The following is a 17,911-nucleotide window of genomic DNA, read 5'->3' as shown; positions in this document are numbered from 1 at the left end:
TTATGTTATTGTTATGTTAATACAATTCTAGGGCCAAAAGTAGATATTTATTATAAATAATGTAAATTTGCACGCCTTAAATAATGATTATTTAACGCAGAAACTATTATTAACTATAAATTTAAGTATGAAAAAACGCTTATTTATTTACCTATTCGGAGTTATCTCAACATTTACTATGTATGCACAGCAAACACTAGTAAAAGGTAGCGTAACAGAAGCTATCTCTTTTGAGCCAATTCCAGAAGTAACAGTTGCTATTGAAGGAACAGAACTATCAGTTGTAACTGGAGAAGAAGGAACTTTTGAGTTCTTAGAGACAGTGCCATTAGGAGAACAAATTTTAGTGATTTCTAAAAGTGGTTATATCTCAAAAAGATACCCTATTGTTGTAAACGCTGGTCAAACAGTAAATATTACTGATATGACTTTAGAAAAAGTGGTTACAGATGCTGATTTGTTCACTATTACTTTATCTGATGATGAACTTAATGACGATACAAGTGGAATGGATAACATTTCAGGTTTATTACAATCGTCACAAGACGTGTTTCAACGTTCAGCAGCCTTTGAGTTTAGCCCTTCTTTCTTTAGAGTGAGAGGTTTAGATTCTGAAAATGGTTCAGTACTTGTAAATGGTATTGAAATGAACAAAATGTATAATGGTCGTCCACAATGGAGTAATTGGGGTGGTTTAAATGATGTTGTTAGAAATCAAGAATTAACAACAGGTTTACAGCCTTCTAACTATAATTTTGGTGGTGTTTTAGGAACAACTAACATGATTGTAAGAGCTTCTAAATATAGAGAAGGTGGTCGTGTTACTTACTCTACATCAAACAGAAGTTACACAAACAGAATTATGGCTAGCTACGCTTCAGGGTTATTAAAAGGCGGATGGTCATATGCTCTTATGGCAGGTAGACGTTGGGGAGACGAAGGCTACCAAGAGGCTACCTTATATGATTCTAATTCATTTTTTGCATCTGTAGAGAAGCAATTAGGAGAAAAGCACAGCTTAAACTTCACATCTATTTATACTCCAAACCGTAGAGGAAAATCATCTCCAAACACTCAAGAGGTTTATGATTTAAGAGGTATAAAATACAACGAATATTGGGGATGGTACGATGGTGACAAGCGTAACTCTCGTATTAAAGAAATAGAAGAACCAATTTTAATGCTTAACCACTACTGGGATATAAGCAGTAAAACAAAATTAAACACCAATATAGGATATCAGTTTGGTAAAATAGGAAATAGCCGTTTAGATTACGGAGGAACACGTTTAGTAAACGATAACCCAATAGGAAATGGTTCTAACCCAAGTCCAGCTTACTATCAAAAGTTGCCAAGCTTTTGGTTAGGTCTTGATGAAGGTCCTGATTTTGCTGAAGCTTACAAAAGACAATACAGTTTTGTTAATGATGGTCAAATTGATTGGGCTTCATTATATAGAACAAATATGGAAAACATAGGAGCTTACTCAACGTATGCATTATATGAAGATAGAAACGATGATAAGCAACTGACAGTAAACTCTATATTAACTTCTGAAATTAACGAGAACATTATATTAAATGCATCTGTTAACTATAGAAAATTAAAATCTGAAAACTTTGCTGAAATATTAGATTTATTAGGTGGTAGCGGTTTCTTAAATGTAGATTCATTTGACGGATTCCAATTTGATTTACAAAACCCTAATCGTGTAGCTTTAGAGGGCGATAAATTTAAATATAACTACAACTTATTTGCTGATGTAGTTTCTGGATATGCTCAAGCTCAATTTAAATATAGCAAAGTAGACTTTTATCTTGCAGGTAGCTATACAAGCACGCAATACCAACGTGAAGGTTTATACCAAAATGAAGCCAACATAGGAAACTCGTTAGGAAAAGGAGAAAAATTAGACTTTAATGGTTTTGGAGGTAAAGCAGGATTTACATACAAGTTTTCTGGAAAACATTTAGTTGATGTAAATGCAGGGTACTTAACAAAAGCACCTTCATTAAGAAATACATATTCTAATGCCAGAGTAAACCATAATATAGTACCAAACATTACAGAAGAAAAAATATCTTCTGCAGATATTAGCTATATTTTCCGTTCACCAATTGTAAAAGCAAAAATCACAGGATTTTACATAAAATCTGAAGATGCTAATGAAATTTCATTCTATTATGCTGATGGAGTTCAAGGATTCTCAGAAGATTCAGAGTTCGTAAGTGAGATTTTACAAGGAATTGACAAAAAGCACTTTGGGGCTGAAATAGGTATTGAAGCACAAGTTTTACCAACACTTAAATTAAAAGGTGCTGCTTCAATAGGACAATACACATATGATAACAACCCTAACTTAATTTTAAGTGCTGATGATGTTACTGTAGATCAAGGAACAGCTTACTTAAAAGACTATAAAATTGCTGGAGGACCGCAACAAGCTTACTCTGTAGGTTTTGAATATCGTGATCCTGATTATTGGTGGTTTGGAGCAACTGTAAACTACTTTAACAATACTTATGTTGATGTAGCTCCATTAACAAGAACGAAAAACTTTTATTTAGACCCAGCTGATGGAACAAACAACGTAGTATTTAACGACTATGATCCTGCTTTAGCTAGAGAGTTGTTAAAACAAGAAGAATTTGATGATTATTACGTAGTAAACTTAATGGGAGGTAAATCTTGGAAAATAGGTGATTACTATGTAGGATTTTTTGCAAGCGTCGGAAACCTTTTTGATGAAATTTACAAAACAGGAGGTTTTGAGCAAGGACGTAATGCAAATTACAGACAATTACGTGATGACGCCAGCAATGGAACACGCGTATTTGGATCAAAATATTGGTATGGAAGAGGTGCTAATTATTTTGTAAACCTTAACTTTAGATTTTAAAAAAAGAAAAAGAAAAATATTAATTAAAACATTTAAATTATGAAAACGAGTAAAATTTTATCATTAGCCCTAGGTTTGGTTGCTATGTTTTGTATCACTGCTTGTGTACAAGATGATGATTACAGTGTACCAACTGTAATTTTACAAGAACCAAATATTACAGAGACTAATACAATTGCACAAGTAAAAGCAATGTATACAGGAAGTTTAGTAAACTTTTCAGAAGTAAGTAATGAAGGTAAGGTAATTATTTCAGGATATGTAGTTTCTAGTGATGAAGCAGGAAACTTCTATAAAACTTTAATAATCCAAGACGCTCCAGAAAACCCATCTGCAGCTATTCAAATTGATATTGATGCTACATCGCTTTTTGCACAATACAAACCAGGACAAAAAGTATATGTAATCTTATCTGATAGTGAGTTAGGTCTTAATTTAGGAATGGATGACGTAAACGGTGTTTTACATATTGGAGCCATAGAGAGCAATGCTGTAGAGCGTATCTCTGGTGCAGATTACGAAAATTATCTTGTTAGATCTACTGTAGTAGAAACTATCGTTCCTAAAGTAATTACTCCTGCTGAATTTGATGATAGCTACATTAATATGCTAGTTCAAATTGATGATATGCAATTAAGATCGGCAGAATTAGGACAAGCTTACGGAAATTTAGATGATACCTATACGGTAAACAGATATATTAAAAACTGTGTTGACGATTCAGAAACTATATTAAGAAACAGTGGCTTTGCAGATTTTAAAAGCCAAATGTTCCCTCAAGGAAGAGGATCATTAGTTGCTGTGTTTAGTAAGTATAATTCAGATTACCAGTTGTTTATTAGAGATACTGCTGATGTTATGTTTGATTCAGAAAGATGTGACCCTGTTTTTGAAGAACTTTTTAATGACTCTACTGATAATACTACATTAGATACAAACGGATGGATAAACTTTGCTGAAGCAGGTACTGAATTATGGTCAGAGCAAGTATATAGTGGTAATGGATATGCTGAATTTTCAGCTTACGGAACAACAGAATCTAGCAACATAGGATGGTTAATTTCTCCAGGTATCGATTTAGATGCTCAAGATGGTGAAATTTTATCTTTCCAAACCGAGCACGCTTACCCTGATGCTGGTCATGATGCTATTGAAGTATTAATTTCTACTGATTTTTCAGGAAACGAAGCTGATATTACTTCTGCAACTTGGACATCTTTAGAGTTTACTTCTAGTTTAGAAGCTGATTTTGATACTTGGTTTAACTTTACTAATTCAGGAAACATTGATATCTCTTCTTATACAGGAACTGCTTATATAGCGTTTAGATATACAGGAAGTGATACTGCAGATTTAAATACAACAATTCACGTTGATAACGTAAGAGTATTTGTTCCTTAATTGGATAAATAATTAAATAAAAAAAAGCCCGCTAAACTTTAGCGGGCTTTTTTTGTTTAATTTGTTTTTAAAACCATATATACAGGAAAATGATCACTATAGCCTCCTTTATATTTTTTTCCTACATAGGTCCTGAAAGGAGTGTCTTTATAGCGTCCGTGAAATTGTCTTAAAAAATCAGCATTAAAAATATGTGTGCTTTTTAGTGACAGCTTATCAGCTTTAGTTTCAAAAAAATTAGTGCTTATCATAATTTGATCAAACAGGCTCCAACTAAAGTTATGGCTTGTAGTTCCTAAAGTGTCTGAAAGAAGCGTATCCATAGGATTATATAAATTGTTATCGCTAACTAATTTTTTAATACTATTACTATAAGGATCATCATTAAAGTCGCCCGTAACAATAATTTTAGCGTGCGAATCTTCATTTTTAATAGTGTTAATAATATCTGTGACACTATTTGCAGCGGTTATTCGCTTTATTTCGGTAGTAGTCTCACCACCATGCCTAGAAGGCCAGTGATTAACCAGTATATGAATACGTTCATTGTTTATAAAGCCTGTAACTAGCAAAATGTCTCTTGTGTAATCAATACTACCATCTTCATCATAAATATGTACAGGAAAAGTTTCGGAGTTTTCAATAGTAAACACATCTTTATTAAAAACTAAAGCAACATCAATACCGCGTTCATCAGGAGAATCATAATGAATATAATCGTATGGAAAATCTTTTAAATGTGTACTGTTTAGTAAGTCGTCTAAAACAAAACTATTTTCAACTTCGGCAAGACCAATTATTGTAGGTAGATTATTAGTGTTTTCTAAACCTATTCTAGAAATAGAATAACCGAGCTTTCGTATTTTATTTTGATATCGTTTATGTGTCCATCGTTTTGCAGATGTTGGTAAAAAATCATTGTCATTAGTCATCTCATCATCATAAATATCAAATAGATTTTCAAGATTATAAAAAGCAACAGTATATAATTGTTTTGGTAAGTTATCAGGCATTATAATGTGTAAATATTTGTTTTTAAAGATAAAGATACATATTAATACAGCATTCATTTTTCAAAAATTCATTTTATACTTGTAACTTTGTGCCATATAAATTTTTATGATAGAAAAGAAAGATATTGCTTTAGAGAAAGCAGTTTTAATAGGTGTTGTTACAAGAGAGCAAGATGAAGAAAAGTCTAAAGAGTATTTAGATGAGCTCGAATTTTTAACCTATACGGCTGGAGGAGACGTTATAAAGCGTTTTACTCAAAAAATGGATATGCCTAATCCCAAAACGTTTATTGGGACAGGGAAAATGCAGGATGTACAAAAATTTATTGAAGAGCATGAAGTTGGCACTGCAATTTTTGATGACGAATTATCACCAGCACAAGAGCGTAATATTAGTAAAATACTAAACTGTAAAGTATTAGATAGAACAAACCTTATTCTCGATATTTTTGCACAGCGAGCACAAACAAGCTATGCCCGAACACAAGTAGAGTTAGCGCAATGCGAATACTTGTTACCAAGACTTAAAGGTATGTGGACTCACCTTGAGCGTCAAAAAGGTGGTATTGGTATGCGTGGTCCTGGTGAAACCGAGATAGAAACAGATAGACGTATAGTACGTGATAAAATAGCATTGCTTAAAGACAAAATAAAGACTATAGATAAGCAAATGGCTGTTCAGCGTGGTAACCGTGGTAAAATGGTTCGTGTGGCACTTGTAGGTTATACAAATGTTGGGAAATCTACCTTAATGAATACCATAAGTAAAAGTGAGGTTTTTGCAGAAAATAAATTGTTTGCAACACTTGATACTACCGTTCGTAAAGTAGTTATTCAAAACCTTCCTTTTTTGTTAACAGATACTGTAGGTTTTATTAGAAAACTACCAACACAATTAGTTGAAAGTTTTAAAAGTACTTTAGATGAGGTTCGTGAAGCAGATTTGCTGTTGCATGTGGTTGATATATCGCATCCTAATTTTGAAGAACACATTGAGTCTGTAAATAAAATTTTAGGTGAAATAGATAGCGCTGATAAGCCTACAATAATGGTTTTTAATAAAATTGATGCTTACGAAGCTGAACCTTATGATGAAACCGATTTAGTAACAGAACGAACAAAAGCCAATTACACATTACAAGAGTGGAAAAAAACTTGGATGAACAAGATAGGAAACAACGCTTTATTTATTTCTGCCCTAAACAAACAAAATTTAGAAGATTTTAAAAAGCGTGTTTATGATGAAGTTAGAGAAATTCATATAACGCGTTTTCCTTACAACCATTTTCTGTATCCAGACTATAATTATGAGAATTTAGGGGAAGAAGAGTAAATCATAAACCTAATAAATAAATGTTTCAAGCGTTTGTAATTACATTATGATAAAACTCAAAACATTGTTAAGGAAAACGTGGGTTAAATGGTCTTTTAGGTTATTTATAGCTGGTTTAGTCTTTCTTCTGTCACTTTACATATGCACCTATTTAGGAGTATTTGGAAAACTTCCAACGAAAGATGTTTTAAGTTCACTCAAACAAGCTGAAGCTACCCAAATTTTAGATGTAAATGAAAAGCTTATAGGTAAATATTATATCTATGATAGGCAACCGCTTACTTATGAGGCGTTTCCACAACATCTTATTGATGCTTTAGTAGCTACTGAAGATGCTAGATTTTATGAGCATCATGGTGTTGATAATATTAGCTTATTACGTGTTTTTTTTAAAAATATTTTACTTGGAGATTCATCAGCTGGTGGTGGCAGCACAATAACATTGCAGCTTGCAAAAAACCTTTATGGAAGACAGCATTATTGGGCATTTAGTATGCTTATTAACAAATTTAAAGAGTCTATAACAGCAAGGCGTATAGAAGATGTTTACTCAAAAAAGGAAATATTAACATTATATCTCAATACGGTTCCTTTTCCAGATAATACCTACGGAATAGAAAGTGCTTCACAAAAGTTTTTCAATAAAACGGCTTCTCAATTAACTATAGCTGAATCAGCAACGCTTGTTGGTACATTAAAAGCAAACAATTATTATAATCCTAGAAAATATTTAGAACGCAGTACAAGTAGAAGAAATGTGGTATTGAACCAAATGGTTAAGTACAACTATCTTGACAAGGAGCAGGCATCACAACTGCAAACCGATTCACTACTTTTAAAATATCAATCTTTCAATCATGATGTTGGATTAGCACCTTATTTTAGAGCGCAAGTAAAGCAAGAATTAAAAGAGATTTTAAATGAGCTTAAAAAACCAAATGGCGATGCTTATGATTTGTATAAAGACGGTTTGGTTGTACATACAACCCTAGATGCAACAATGCAAACCTATGCTGAAGAAGCTATGAAAGAGCACTTAATCAAGCTTCAAGAAGCTTATGAAGCATCTTATGGCAAGAATGCTCCTTGGAGTAAAGATAGTCCTATTGTTGATAAAGCAATAAAAGAATTACCAGCATATAAACGATATAAAAACGATGGACTTTCGCATGAGCAAATTTTAGATTCATTGTCTGTTTCTCGAAACATGGATGTGTTTACCTGGAAAGAAATTGCTACAAAACCTATGTCTGTAATAGATAGTTTGCAGCATTACTTAAAACTTCTTAACACAGGTATGCTATCATTAGATCCTAAAACAGGCGCTATTAAAGCATATATAGGTGGTATTGATTATCGTTATTATAAATATGATCATGTTTCTCAAAGCGAGCGTCAAGTGGGTTCAACCTTTAAGCCTTTTGTTTATACAGCAGCTATTGAAAACGGTATGAAACCCTGTACATATTTCTCTCTTGAAGCCATTACGTATACCAATTTTAACAATTGGAAACCAACTAATGCCGGCGCAGAAGAAGAAAACCCAGATATAAACTACAATCTAGAAGCAGCATTAAGTAACTCTGTAAATACTATTGCTGTAAAAGTTTTAAATGATGTTGGTATTAGCAATGTGATTGCACAAGCTAATAAAATGGGAATTACCAAAGAATTACCAGAACAGCCATCGCTAGCATTAGGAGTTGCAGAAATCAATTTAAAACAGCTAACAGCGGCTTACACAAGCTTTGTAAATAATAGTAAGCCTGTTAAACCTTATGCCATAACAAAAATTGAAGATAAAGCAGGTAATGTTATAGCGAGTTTTGAGCCTGAAGTGTTTGAAGAAAAAGCATACAGCGATTACACAAGGCAGGTTATGTTACAAATGATGAAATCTACAGTAAACACTGGTACGGCAAAAAGATTGCGTTCTAGTTATAACCTTAATAATGATATTGCAGGAAAAACAGGAACAACACAAGATAATAAAGACGGTTGGTTTGTTGGTATAACACCCAATTTGGTAACTGTTACTTGGGTAGGGAATGATAATTATAACATAGGGTTCAAAACAACCGGTTTAGGACAAGGAGCTAATTCGGCGTTACCAATGTTTGCAAAATTTTATCAAAAGCTAAATAAAGATAAAACCTATAATCAAATTACTAAAGCTCATTTTGAGAAACCTAGTCAAGATGTTTTAAGTGATTTAGATTGTAAACCAGAGAAAGAAGATGGTTGGCTAAAAAAGCTTTTTAAAAGTAAAAAGACTGAAAAAGAATTTAAAGGAAAATAAAAAAGCATCCGATGAGGATGCTTTTTTTATAATATTTCTATACCTCTTTTTTAGAAAGAGTAGCTAATACCTGCAGTTGTATAAACTTGTAATTCATTATCAACTGTATCAAAAGTAGCATTTGTGTTTCCTAATGTTGTTTTAGCATAGTTTAAAGCTTCTTGCTTGTTGTTTCTTAAACCAAGTTCAAAACCAACACCAATACCTTTAAAAATAGAATAGCTAAAAGAGTTTATCCACGTCCAGTTTGATAAGTCTGAATCTTCATAACTTTGAAAAGCAGATAGGTTAGACATAATCTTTAAACCACCAATAGACTTTGTATAGTTAGCAACAATTTTTGCACCTAATGAAGATTCAAATGTCGTATCATCATCAGCAAAAACAAAGTTGTAGTTAGCAGGATGAACAACAACAACTAAATTTGTTATAGGTGTCCAAGTAATACCAAGACCAGCATCTAAATATCCAGGATCGTTAAAGTTATTTAATAGCGTTGTTCTATATTCAGCTAATGTAGAAACTGCTATTTTTTCAGTTAATTTATAACCAAAAAGCGATGTAATATTGAAAACATCAGTAGCTTCTCTAAAGTCTTTGTTATCAGTAGGATCATCTTTATCGTCAAACTTTACCCAACCTAAATTAATATTAGCGTTATTGTTCCAAAAGTATTTTTCTTTCATCAAGTTAGCATAAGGGCTAAAAGAAATTGAAACATTACCAGCAGAGTTGTTAGGAGCTCCTTGTGCATACCAGTTGTTAAATTCAGAAAAGCTAGCACCAACAATTCCTACAGCGCCAATACGCCATCCTGGAATAGCATCTATTTTAGATTGAATAGCATCAACACGACTTTGAATGGCAGCGATAGAATCTTTCTTGGCTGCTTGTTCAGATTTTAATTCTTCTAATGTTTGCGAGAACCCAGCCGTTAAGGTTGCCATAAACAATACGAATGAAAGTAAATTTTTTTTCATTTTTAATGTTTTAATTAATTGATTAATTTTTTAAAAGCCTGCAAATATAGGTCTTACTATAAATGTAGCAAATTTTTTTAAAAGCTATTTTTTCTTGTACAAAGGTACTGTAGAACAAGCTTCACCATACATAATAGATTTTGCTATAGGTTGTAACTTTGAAATAAGCAAGGTGTAAGCAGATTCAGGGATAGGTTTGTTGGCACATCCTTTTATAATAAGAGGTTTTTCAGAATAGTCTGAAACATCTAATTGCGATATGATATCTTGGTAAATTGCTGTTTCTAAAGTCACCAAATCACCAACTACAATTTTTTTGGCATAAGCCGAAACATGCGATGTAATAAGTAAATACGCCCAAGATGGAATTATCGCATCTACCGAACAGGTTAATGCTAAATAAGCATCTTGGTATTGTGACCAATCGTGCTCCTTAACAAAAGCTCTAAAATCAGATTCTTTTAAAATAAGCTCTTGAAACAACCAGTCTTTTATATCAAATAACACGCGTTGCCCTTTTGGATAATAGTCTTCCAAATCTATAGTAATAAGTTTACTATTTGCGACTCTGTTTATAATGTCTTCTGCCATACTACAAAGATAAATTGTTTTACTCTAAAATCGAGTGTTTAATATGTTGAAAGCTATTGATAACCTTCGGCCTGAAGTGTAAATAATTCAGCGTATAACGATTTGTTTGCCATCAACGCTTCGTGAGTTCCTATTTCAAGAACACGACCTTCTTCTAGAACCAAAATTCTATCGGCTTGTCTAACTGTACTAAATCTATGCGAAATAATAATGCTTGTTTTTCCTTCGGTTAGTCCAATAAACCTTGTGAACACATCACTTTCAGCTTTGGCATCTAGTGCTGATGTAGGTTCGTCTAGAATCATTACTTCGGCATTTTTCATATACGCTCTTGCTAAAGCTACTTTTTGCCATTGTCCACCAGAAAGTTCCATACCGTTTACAAAACGTTTTCCTAATTGTTGGTTGTAACCGTGTTTTAGCTCTGAAATCACATCATTTGCTAAACTTAATTCAGCAGCATTTTCAATTTTTTCTTGATTGTCAAGTTCGTCAATATCACCAATAGCAATGTTTTCTTTTACAGTAAATTCATACTTAAAGAAATCTTGAAAAATCACTCCAAAAAACTCTTGGTATTCGTCTTTATTAAAGCGATTTATATTAATACCATCTAATAAAATTTCTCCAGAAGTTGGTTCGTAAAAACGTAATAACAGTTTGGTTAATGTGGTTTTTCCTGCACCATTTTGACCGACAAACGCTAGTTTTTCGCCAGCTTGTAATGTAAACGAAATGCCTTTTAATATTTCAACTTCAGAACCTGGATATGAAAAGTGCACGTCTTTAAACTCAAATCCTTGTTTAATTTGTTTTGGTAATGGAACATCTTCTTTGGTTTTTGAAGCTACAGAAATATCAACGAAATCAAAATAATCTTTAAGATATAAAGCACTTTCAGAAATACGTGTGAATTTTGAAAAGAAGTCTTGAAGGTTTTTCATAAGCCTATTGAAAGACCCTGAAAGAAACGTAAGTTCACCTAGTGTAATAGCGCCAGAAAGCACACGATAAATGATAAACACATAAGCACCATAATAACTTAATGAACCCAAAACGTTAAACACAAAACCTAAAGCCGAACGTTTTATAGCAAGGGTTTTGTTGAGTTCATAGTATTCTTCTGAAAGGTTTTTAAACCGATTTACAACAAAATCTGTAAGTCCAAAAAGCTTTATTTCTTTTGCTGTTTTATCATTGGCACCAATAAATCGTAAGTAATCCAACTCTCTACGTTCTGCTGTCCAGCTTCTAGCCAATGAATATTGTTGTTGACTAAAGCGAACTTCGTTAATAAATGACGGAATTATACTCAATACCAACAAGATGATTAAATACGGTTCAAAATAAACTAAACCAGCCACAAGTGTTGCAATAGAAATGGCGCTTTGTGCTTGTCCTAACACGTTAGACATAAGGCCAACACGACCTGTGGTTTGCGTTCTGGCACGTTCTAGCTTATCGTAAAAATCGGCATCTTCTAACAGGCTAATGTTAATTTGATTGGTCTTTTTTATAATAGTAACTGAGGTTGCAATATTATATTCATCGCCAAGTAAGCCATCGGTTAGTGAAATAGCACGACTTACCAAATCTGATAAAATAACTAGCGTAAATTCTACAGCAACATACGTCCAAAGTTGGGTGTAATCTGTAACTTCTAATGAGGTTTGCAAGATAATTTCATCTATAATAAGCTTACCAACCCATAGAATAATAACAGGAAGCAATGCGCCAATTAATCTGCAAAAGGCCGCAAGTATAAAAAGTTTTTTGTTTACGTTCCAGATTTCTCTAAAAAACCTAGGAATGTAAACAAGGGCATTAAAAGACGACTTAAGATTAGTTTTTTTATCGTCTTTTAATGAAGTAGGTTTACGTCTTGGCATTTATAAAAACCCTTATTAAAGCATACCAAGTTCTAACTTGGCTTCTTCGCTCATTAAATCTTGACTCCAAGGCGGATCAAAAGTAATTTCTACTTCAGCAGATTTTACTTCGTCTAAAGATTTTACTTTTTCTTCAACCTCTAAAGGCAATGTTTCAGCAACAGGACAATTAGGCGTTGTTAAAGTCATTAAGATTTTTACATCATAATCTTCGTTAACAAAAACGTCATAAATTAAACCTAATTCGTAGATGTCTACAGGAATTTCAGGATCAAAAATAGTTTTTAAAACCTTTACTATTTTTTCGCCCAAAGCGTTTGTATCTATTGTGGTTTCCATATTAATTTAATTGAGTTTGGTATGCAACTGCATACATTTTTAATTGTTTTATCATATTTACTAAACCATTAGCTCTAGTAGGTGATAAATGTTCTTTTAGTCCAATTTCATCAATAAAATCTGTATTAGCTTCTATGATGTCTTTTGGATGTTGGTTTGAGAATACACGAATTAAAATAGCGATAATACCTTTGGTAATAATAGCATCACTATCTGCGGTAAAAACAACTTTGTCTGTATCTAAATTGGCATGTACCCAAACTTTACTTTGGCAACCTTTTATAATAAAATCGTCGGTTTTGTATTGAGCATCAATCAGCGGAAGTGTTTTACCTAAATCTATCATGTATTGGTAACGCTCTTCCCAATCATCAAACATTGAAAATTCGTCTATAATCTCGTTTTGTATCTCTTGTATTGTCACAGTCTTTCTTTTATGCAAAAATACGAATAGTTCTATTTCTATTCAACCTTTTCTGATAATGATAACAATTGAGCCACAAGAGGTTCTATAGTTGTATTTGGTTTTCCAGCATCAAACGTAGGTGTTTGGTGAGTTTCACCATTTAGTGTTACTTTTAGTGAGGCTCCAGCTGCACCATCATATTGGTGCGCTTTTGAAGGTGCTTCTAAATCCTTTAAGTTTTTATAATCTAAAGATTCAAGCTCTTTTTCTATTGAAGAAATTTCTTTGTCAGACAACGGTCTTGATACAGGTGTTTCATTCCTGCTATTTTGAACAGTTAGGGTGTTTTTATTTATAATGATAGATTTATAATAACCTCTAGATATGGCAACATATTCTATAGTAAGATTTGAGTCTTGTGCTATTGAATTACTTGTTTTCTCAAGTGATGCTTCTATAAGCAATGTGTCTTTGGTTAATAGCTTTAGCGTATCTCCTTGTAATGAAAACGTATTTGTTTCTTGCAGTTTTTTAAGCATATCCTGCTCAATGTCCATGAATCTTTTGCAAAACCTTTTTGTAGTTACTAAAGGACCAAATGTTAGTATATTGTTGCTAATAGTATAAGAACCTGAAAATTGGTTGCAACCAGAAAAGCCAGATACTCTATGGTTTTCTTCATCAAAACGAATAGTTAAATCAGCATCAATCTGGTTGTTTTTTCCTAATGTATGTATTTTGTAGGTTCCAGAAAGCGATTCATTTGACGAGGTTCTTTCTTCATTAGACTTTAATGATGACTCGGTTTTTGCAGAGCCACAGGCATTTAGTAAAGCTAGATTTAATAAAATTATAATAAGTTTCATCTGTCGTTTTTTAAATTCAGAATGAATACCTGAATTTATACTAACAGGTATTTCATGATTAATTTTTATAATACTAACTTAATAATACAAAAAAGAAGCCAAAGTTGTTAAGACAACATCATTTGTGCTTTTTTGACACCTGCTACTAAAGCGTCAATCTCTTCTTTAGTGTTATAAAATGCAAATGAAGCCCTAACGGTTCCTGGAATTTTAAAGAAATCCATGATAGGTTGTGCACAATGATGACCTGTACGAACAGCGATGCCTAATTTGTCAAGAATGGTTCCTACATCATAAGGGTGAATTCCTTCTAAATTAAAAGAAACAACTGATGTTTTATGTTTAGAAGTTCCGTAAATTTTAAGTCCATCGATAGCTAGTAACTTTTCAGTAGCATACTCAAGTAACTCATGCTCGTAGTTTGCAATGGCATCAAAACCTATTGCATTCATATAATCAATTGCAGCTCCAAAAGCAATGCCTCCACAAATATTAGGTGTTCCTGCTTCGAATTTGTGAGGTAAATCGGCATAAGTTGTTCTTTCAAAAGTAACTTCAGCAATCATTTCGCCACCACCTTGATATGGAGGTAAAAGGTTTAACCATTTTTCTTTTCCGTAAAGTATACCAACGCCTGTTGGACCACACATTTTATGTGCTGAAGCGACATAAAAATCAACGTCTAAAGCCTGAACATCTGGTTTAATATGTGGGCACGCTTGAGCACCATCAACCAAAACCGCAGCATCAAATTGATGCGCTTTTTCAATGATAGCCTCAATTGGGTTAATGGTTCCTAGAGCATTTGAAATATGATTAACAAATACCAATTTGGTGTTTTGAGATAATAGCTTGTCAAATTCTGACATAACCAACTCACCATCTTGGTTCATTGGAATGACTTTTAGTGTTGCTCCTGTGCGTTCACACAACATTTGCCAAGGCACAATATTACTGTGGTGTTCCAGGGCAGAGACAATAATTTCGTCATCTTTTTTTAATAACGAAGAAAATCCATTAGCTATTAAATTAATACCATGTGTGGTACCAGAGGTGAAAATGATTTCATGAGTCTTTTTTGCATTAAAATGCGCTTGTATTTTCAGTCTAGCTTCTTCGTATTTGTCAGTTGCTTCCTGACTTAACGTATGAACACCTCTATGTATATTAGCATTATAACCACTGTAGTAATCAACGATACAATCAATTACCTGTTGTGGTGTTTGCGAAGTAGCTGCGTTATCAAAATACACTAACGGTTTTCCATTTACTTGTCTGTTAAGTATAGGGAAGTCTTTTCGTATATTTTCTATATTAAGACTCATAAATTGCGTTAAGTTTTACAGTTCAAATCCGATGTTAACACCTAATTTTTTAGCAATAAGTTTTGTGATACGCTGTTTTATTTCAGGTATTTTTACAGAGCTTAATACATTATTACTAAAAGCATACATTAAAAGCGCACGCGCTTCTTTTTCTGGAATACCTCTAGAACGCATATAAAACATAGCACTTTCATCTATTTGTCCAATGGTACAGCCATGAGAGCATTTTACGTCATCAGCAAAAATCTCTAGTTGTGGTTTTGTGTTTATTGTAGCTTTATCGCTTACTAATATGTTATTGTTAGCTTGAAACGCATTGGTTTTTTGAGCTTCTTTTTCAACAATTACTTTTCCATTAAAAACACCTGTTGCATTATCTCCAAAAATACCTTTGTAATCTTGATGACTTTCGCAATTAGGTTCAATATGATGTACTAGCGTGTTATGATCTACATGTTGTTTATCTCCAATAATGGTAACACCTTTTAGCGTTGAGTCTATGCGCTCTCCGTTTTGGTAGAAATTTAAGTTGTTACGTGTAAGTTTTCCGCCAAAAGAAAATGTGTGTACAGACGCAATACTCTCTTGTTTTTGCTTGATAAACGTATTATCTATTAAAGACGCAGATTGTTTATCGTTTTGAATTTTGTAGTAATCTACAATGGCACGCTTTGCAGTAAAAATTTCAGTAACAGAATTTGTTAAAACAGGGTTTTCTGTTAAGCTTTGATGACGTTCAATGATTTGTACATGAGAATTTTCGTCAACAACAACTAAGTTACGTGGTTGTAACATTAAAGCGGCTTCATTGCCTGTTGAAAAATGTACAATTTGAATTGGTTTTTCAACAACTTTGTTTTTTGGAATATGAATGTAAGCACCTTCGCAAGAAAACGCTGTATTTAAAGATGATAAACTATCACTAGTAGCTGCTTTATTAAAGTAGTTTTCTATAACTAACCTATATTTAGGTTTTGATAAAGCGGCAGACATTAAGCACACATCAATTCCATCATGGGTAGTTTGAGATAAATGCGACGAGTATTTACCGTCTATAAAAATAATTTTATAACAATCTATATCATGAATTAAGTATTGCTTTATGTCTTTATACTCGATAGAGTTTTCCTTTTTTGGGAATAAGCTATAGTCATGCTTTAATACACTATTTAAAGATGTGTATTTCCAGGCTTCTTCTTTTTTGCTAGGGAAACCTTTTTGTTCAAATGTTTTTATAGCTTGGTTTCTTATATCATGCAATGGCGAGTTATCATCTAAATGATCTTCGAATGCGATGTATGAAGAAACTAATTTATCTTTTAAATTCATTTTTTAAATCTTCAGTTTGCAGCTTTAGTAGGGTTTACTAATAACTGATTACTGGCGTTATGCGCCAACTTCTTCTTTAATCCAGTCGTAACCTTTTTCTTCAAGTTCGTGAGCTAATTCTTTAGGCCCAGATTTTACAATTTTTCCTTTGTAAAGTACATGAACGTAGTCAGGAACTATATAGTCAAGCAAACGTTGGTAATGCGTAATTACAATTACAGCATTGTTTTTGCTTTTTAGCTTGTTTACACCGTTTGCAACAATACGAAGTGCATCAATGTCTAGACCAGAATCGGTTTCGTCAAGAATAGCAAGTTTAGGCTCAAGCATGGCCATTTGAAATATTTCATTACGCTTTTTCTCTCCTCCAGAAAACCCTTCATTTAAAGAGCGTGATAAGAATTTGCGGTCAATCTCAAGGAGTTCAGATTTTTCACGAATCATCTTAAGCATTTCATTGGCAGGCATATCTTCTAGGCCTTTAGATTTGCGAGTTTCGTTTATAGCTGTTTTTATAAAATTTGTTACAGAAACTCCAGGTATTTCAACAGGATATTGAAATGATAAGAAAATACCTTTGTGAGCACGCTCTTCAGCTGCTAGCTCATCAAGGTTTTCACCATCAAGGATAATTTCTCCTTTTTCAACCTCATATTCTTCTTTACCTGCTATAACAGAAGCTAGTGTACTTTTCCCGGAACCGTTTGGTCCCATTATGGCATGAACTTCTCCTGCTTTTACTTCTAGGTTTATACCTTTAAGAATATCTTTTTCTTCTACACTAGCGTGTAAATCTTTTATTTGTAACATACTATTTTGATCCTAATTTTACTACGTCGTTTTTATTTGGGTCTGGTTTTTCTACGCTTAAAATTTCTTTTATTATAACGCGGTGTGGCCAACCTTCTTCATTTTCTGGTTTGTTTATAATTTCAGCTCTTATTTCTACAGGAACCATGTCTGTATCTTCTTGCTTATATTGTTTTACTTGGTTGTTTAACTCATGCATTTTTTCATTGATAACAACACCGTAAACTTCTCTGTGTGTTTGTAAAACAGCTGCGTCTGCATAATAGACAAACTCTCCTTTAAGAAGGGTTAAGCCATCGTTTTGTTTTGCGGTTTTTCCGTTAGCTTCTATTTCAATTTTTGTTTCTGAATTTTCAACTTCAGATTTTGAATCGTTTTTACAACTAAATAATGCTGCAACAAATACAAGTAATACAAGTGTTTTTTTCATA

15 protein-coding genes are annotated in these 17,911 nt (G+C 33.0%); 4 read left to right on the top strand and 11 right to left on the bottom strand.

The features are described from left to right. Positions 1 to 127: 127 nt before the first annotated feature. Positions 128 to 2,899: a carboxypeptidase regulatory-like domain-containing protein gene (locus tag ABD690_RS02200; RefSeq protein WP_344726592.1), complete on the top strand. Its 2,772-nt coding sequence runs from the start codon at positions 128 to 130 to the stop codon at positions 2,897 to 2,899. Positions 2,900 to 2,938: 39 nt separating this feature from the next. Next, positions 2,939 to 4,300: a DUF5689 domain-containing protein gene (locus ABD690_RS02195; protein WP_344726590.1), complete on the top strand. Its 1,362-nt coding sequence runs from the start codon at positions 2,939 to 2,941 to the stop codon at positions 4,298 to 4,300. A 56-nt stretch (positions 4,301 to 4,356) separates the two neighbouring features. On the opposite strand, the gene ABD690_RS02190 is transcribed toward ABD690_RS02195, so the two are convergent. Next, positions 4,357 to 5,313 (bottom strand): endonuclease/exonuclease/phosphatase family protein, encoded by a 957-nt coding sequence (locus ABD690_RS02190; protein WP_344726588.1) that lies wholly within the window; start codon positions 5,311 to 5,313, stop codon positions 4,357 to 4,359. 106 nt (positions 5,314 to 5,419) lie between these two features. On the opposite strand from ABD690_RS02190, the gene hflX reads away from it, so the two are divergent. Both hflX and ABD690_RS02180 read left to right on the top strand, forming a co-directional pair. Continuing rightward, positions 5,420 to 6,646 carry a GTPase HflX gene (gene hflX / locus ABD690_RS02185; protein WP_344726586.1) on the top strand — a complete coding sequence of 409 codons (1,227 nt, stop codon included), beginning with the start codon at positions 5,420 to 5,422 and terminating at the stop codon, positions 6,644 to 6,646. A 46-nt stretch (positions 6,647 to 6,692) separates the two neighbouring features. Further along, positions 6,693 to 8,945: a penicillin-binding protein 1A gene (locus ABD690_RS02180; protein ID WP_344726584.1), complete on the top strand. Its 2,253-nt coding sequence runs from the start codon at positions 6,693 to 6,695 to the stop codon at positions 8,943 to 8,945. 50 nt (positions 8,946 to 8,995) lie between these two features. Here ABD690_RS02180 and ABD690_RS02175 read toward each other — a convergent pair whose 3' ends face one another. The 10 genes from ABD690_RS02175 to ABD690_RS02130 all read right to left on the bottom strand — a co-directional run bounded on the left by ABD690_RS02175 (position 8,996) and on the right by ABD690_RS02130 (position 17,910). Next, positions 8,996 to 9,925 (bottom strand): DUF3078 domain-containing protein, encoded by a 930-nt coding sequence (locus ABD690_RS02175; protein ID WP_344726582.1) that lies wholly within the window; start codon positions 9,923 to 9,925, stop codon positions 8,996 to 8,998. Between the two features lie 84 nt (positions 9,926 to 10,009). Next, positions 10,010 to 10,516, bottom strand: a complete 507-nt coding sequence (locus ABD690_RS02170) for a DUF2480 family protein (RefSeq protein ID WP_344726580.1) — start codon at positions 10,514 to 10,516, stop codon at positions 10,010 to 10,012. Between the two features lie 53 nt (positions 10,517 to 10,569). Continuing rightward, the gene (locus ABD690_RS02165) at positions 10,570 to 12,405 is read right to left on the bottom strand and encodes an ABC transporter ATP-binding protein (RefSeq protein ID WP_344726578.1); all 1,836 of its coding nucleotides are present in this window, start codon (positions 12,403 to 12,405) and stop codon (positions 10,570 to 10,572) included. A gap of 15 nt (positions 12,406 to 12,420) precedes the next feature. Then, entirely contained in the window at positions 12,421 to 12,744 is a 324-nt protein-coding gene (locus tag ABD690_RS02160; RefSeq protein WP_262733572.1) for a DUF59 domain-containing protein, read from the bottom strand. A 1-nt stretch (position 12,745) separates the two neighbouring features. Continuing rightward, positions 12,746 to 13,168, bottom strand: a complete 423-nt coding sequence (locus ABD690_RS02155; RefSeq protein WP_344726575.1) for a SufE family protein — start codon at positions 13,166 to 13,168, stop codon at positions 12,746 to 12,748. A gap of 38 nt (positions 13,169 to 13,206) precedes the next feature. After that, positions 13,207 to 14,016 carry an META domain-containing protein gene (locus tag ABD690_RS02150; protein ID WP_344726573.1) on the bottom strand — a complete coding sequence of 270 codons (810 nt, stop codon included), beginning with the start codon at positions 14,014 to 14,016 and terminating at the stop codon, positions 13,207 to 13,209. A gap of 107 nt (positions 14,017 to 14,123) precedes the next feature. Then, complete coding sequence (locus ABD690_RS02145) at positions 14,124 to 15,341, bottom strand: aminotransferase class V-fold PLP-dependent enzyme (RefSeq protein WP_344726571.1); 1,218 nt, start codon at positions 15,339 to 15,341, stop codon at positions 14,124 to 14,126. A 15-nt stretch (positions 15,342 to 15,356) separates the two neighbouring features. Beyond that, entirely contained in the window at positions 15,357 to 16,670 is a 1,314-nt protein-coding gene (gene sufD / locus ABD690_RS02140) for a Fe-S cluster assembly protein SufD (RefSeq protein WP_344726569.1), read from the bottom strand. A 57-nt stretch (positions 16,671 to 16,727) separates the two neighbouring features. After that, complete coding sequence (sufC, locus tag ABD690_RS02135; RefSeq protein WP_344726567.1) at positions 16,728 to 17,480, bottom strand: Fe-S cluster assembly ATPase SufC; 753 nt, start codon at positions 17,478 to 17,480, stop codon at positions 16,728 to 16,730. A gap of 1 nt (position 17,481) precedes the next feature. Then, positions 17,482 to 17,910 (bottom strand): hypothetical protein, encoded by a 429-nt coding sequence (locus ABD690_RS02130; RefSeq protein WP_344726565.1) that lies wholly within the window; start codon positions 17,908 to 17,910, stop codon positions 17,482 to 17,484. Between the last annotated feature and the right edge of the window lies 1 nt (position 17,911).

The sequence above is a fragment of the Corallibacter vietnamensis genome (assembly GCF_039537875.1).
Lineage (GTDB): Bacteria > Bacteroidota > Bacteroidia > Flavobacteriales > Flavobacteriaceae > Corallibacter > Corallibacter vietnamensis.
The sequence above is the reverse complement of the archived record's forward strand: the minus strand, read 5'-3'. Positions and strand labels throughout refer to the sequence as shown.

Coding starts and splice junctions, on each gene's coding strand:
- sufD (WP_344726569.1), bottom strand. CDS start 16,670: ATGAATTTAAAAGATAAATTAGTTTCTTCATACATCGCATTCGAAGAT.
- ABD690_RS02180 (WP_344726584.1), top strand. CDS start 6,693: ATGATAAAACTCAAAACATTGTTAAGGAAAACGTGGGTTAAATGGTCT.
- hflX (WP_344726586.1), top strand. CDS start 5,420: ATGATAGAAAAGAAAGATATTGCTTTAGAGAAAGCAGTTTTAATAGGT.
- ABD690_RS02170 (WP_344726580.1), bottom strand. CDS start 10,516: ATGGCAGAAGACATTATAAACAGAGTCGCAAATAGTAAACTTATTACT.
- ABD690_RS02150 (WP_344726573.1), bottom strand. CDS start 14,016: ATGAAACTTATTATAATTTTATTAAATCTAGCTTTACTAAATGCCTGT.
- ABD690_RS02175 (WP_344726582.1), bottom strand. CDS start 9,925: ATGAAAAAAAATTTACTTTCATTCGTATTGTTTATGGCAACCTTAACG.
- ABD690_RS02130 (WP_344726565.1), bottom strand. CDS start 17,910: ATGAAAAAAACACTTGTATTACTTGTATTTGTTGCAGCATTATTTAGT.
- ABD690_RS02160 (WP_262733572.1), bottom strand. CDS start 12,744: ATGGAAACCACAATAGATACAAACGCTTTGGGCGAAAAAATAGTAAAG.
- ABD690_RS02195 (WP_344726590.1), top strand. CDS start 2,939: ATGAAAACGAGTAAAATTTTATCATTAGCCCTAGGTTTGGTTGCTATG.
- ABD690_RS02165 (WP_344726578.1), bottom strand. CDS start 12,405: ATGCCAAGACGTAAACCTACTTCATTAAAAGACGATAAAAAAACTAAT.
- sufC (WP_344726567.1), bottom strand. CDS start 17,480: ATGTTACAAATAAAAGATTTACACGCTAGTGTAGAAGAAAAAGATATT.
- ABD690_RS02145 (WP_344726571.1), bottom strand. CDS start 15,341: ATGAGTCTTAATATAGAAAATATACGAAAAGACTTCCCTATACTTAAC.
- ABD690_RS02190 (WP_344726588.1), bottom strand. CDS start 5,313: ATGCCTGATAACTTACCAAAACAATTATATACTGTTGCTTTTTATAAT.
- ABD690_RS02200 (WP_344726592.1), top strand. CDS start 128: ATGAAAAAACGCTTATTTATTTACCTATTCGGAGTTATCTCAACATTT.